The sequence below is a fragment of the Pseudomonas sp. CM25 genome, assembly GCF_013179705.1.
Classification (GTDB): Bacteria; Pseudomonadota; Gammaproteobacteria; order Pseudomonadales; family Pseudomonadaceae; genus Aquipseudomonas.
In genome coordinates, this window is record NZ_JABMCW010000621.1 from 1 (window position 1) to 1,511 (window position 1,511).

Annotated in this window: 2 protein-coding genes; both read right to left on the bottom strand. The window is 62.4% G+C overall.

Annotated elements, in window-relative coordinates:
* Positions 1-1,239, bottom strand: a 1,239-nt coding sequence (locus tag HP546_RS30080; protein ID WP_172233479.1) for an aldehyde dehydrogenase family protein, incomplete at its 3' end; no start/stop codon positions are given.
* A gap of 12 nt (positions 1,240-1,251) precedes the next feature.
* Positions 1,252-1,511, bottom strand: a 260-nt coding sequence (locus HP546_RS30085; protein WP_172233482.1) for a dihydrodipicolinate synthase family protein, incomplete at its 5' end; no start/stop codon positions are given.

Below are 1,511 nucleotides of genomic sequence, written 5' to 3' on the forward strand. Positions count from 1 at the left end.
GTCGATGGTCTCGAAGCTGGTCACGCTCAGCACCGGGCCAAAGATTTCCTCGATGAACAGCTTGTTGTCACGGCCAACGTTGTCGACGATGGTCGGCTGAATGAACACGCCCTGTTCCGCTTCGCCACCTTGAACGACGTCAAGCTTGTGCTCGGCCGCGTATTCCAGGTACGACTTGACCTTCTCGAAGTGCGACTTGCTGACCATGGCGCCCAGGCGGTTGTCCGGGTCGAGCGGGTCGCCCAGCTTCCAGTCCTTCAGGTGCTTGCCGATCAGGCTCAGCAGCTCGTCTTTGACGTCCTTGTGGACGATCAGGCGCGACGATGCAGAGCAGTTTTCGCCCATGTTCCAGAACGCACCGGCAGTGACAAAATCGGCCACTTCGTTCAGGTCTTCGCAGTCGTTCATGACCACGGCCGGGTTCTTGCCACCCAGCTCCAGGACGATGCGCTTGAGGTTGGACTCGGCAGCGTACTTCAGGAAAAGGCGGCCGGTATCGGTGGAGCCGGTGAAACTGACCATCGGGATGTGCATGTGGCGGCCAATGGCTTCGCCCACTTCACGGCCACCGCCAGGCACCAGGTTGAACACACCGGCCGGGATGCCAGCCTCATGGGCCAGCTCGGCCACGCGCAGGGCGCTGAGGGTGGTTTCCTTGGCGGGCTTGACCACGATCGAGCAACCGGCGGCCAGCGACGGGGCGATTTTCCAGGCCAGCATCAGCAGCGGGAAGTTCCACGGCAGCACCAGGCCGACCACGCCGATGGCTTCACGCACCACCATGGTCACGGCAGCGTTGCCGGTCGGGGCAGTGGCGTCGTAGATCTTGTCGATCAGCTCGGCGTGCCAGCGAATGGTGTGGATGGTTTCCGGCACGTCGACGTTCTGGCACTCGCTGACCGGCTTGCCGCTGTCCAGCGCTTCCAGCACCGCCAGCTCGTGGGCGTTGTCTTCCAGCAGCTGGGCGAACTTCTGCAGCACGTGCTTGCGGTCGTTCGGCTGCATCTTCGACCAGGTGCCTTCCTCGAACACGCGCTTGGCGGCAGCCACGGCAACGTCGACATCCTGCACGTCACAGGCGGCGACTTCTGCCAGCTGCTTGCCGGTAGCCGGGTTGGTGGTGACGAAGGTGCGGCCCGAAATGGCGTCGCGGAATTCACCGTCGATGAACGCCTGGGTGCGCAGCTGCAGTTCGGCGGCAATGGCCGCGTATTGTTCCTTGCTCAGCAAATCAGCCATGGTCCCGGCTCCTTATTTGATCTGTGCGATGGTGGCCTTGAGTTCGGTGACCACGCGCTTGAGTTCTTGCTTCTCGGCGTCATCCAGGTCGTACAGCGGCTTGCGCACGCCGCCGGTCTTCAGGCCGTTCAGGGCTACACCGTTCTTGATCGCCTGGACAAACTTGCCACCTTCGAGGAAGTCCATCAGCGGCATCATGGCAGCCATGATCTTGCGGCCTTTGGCGAAGTCCTTCTCGATCACGCAGGCCTCGTACAGGGCCACGTGCTCGC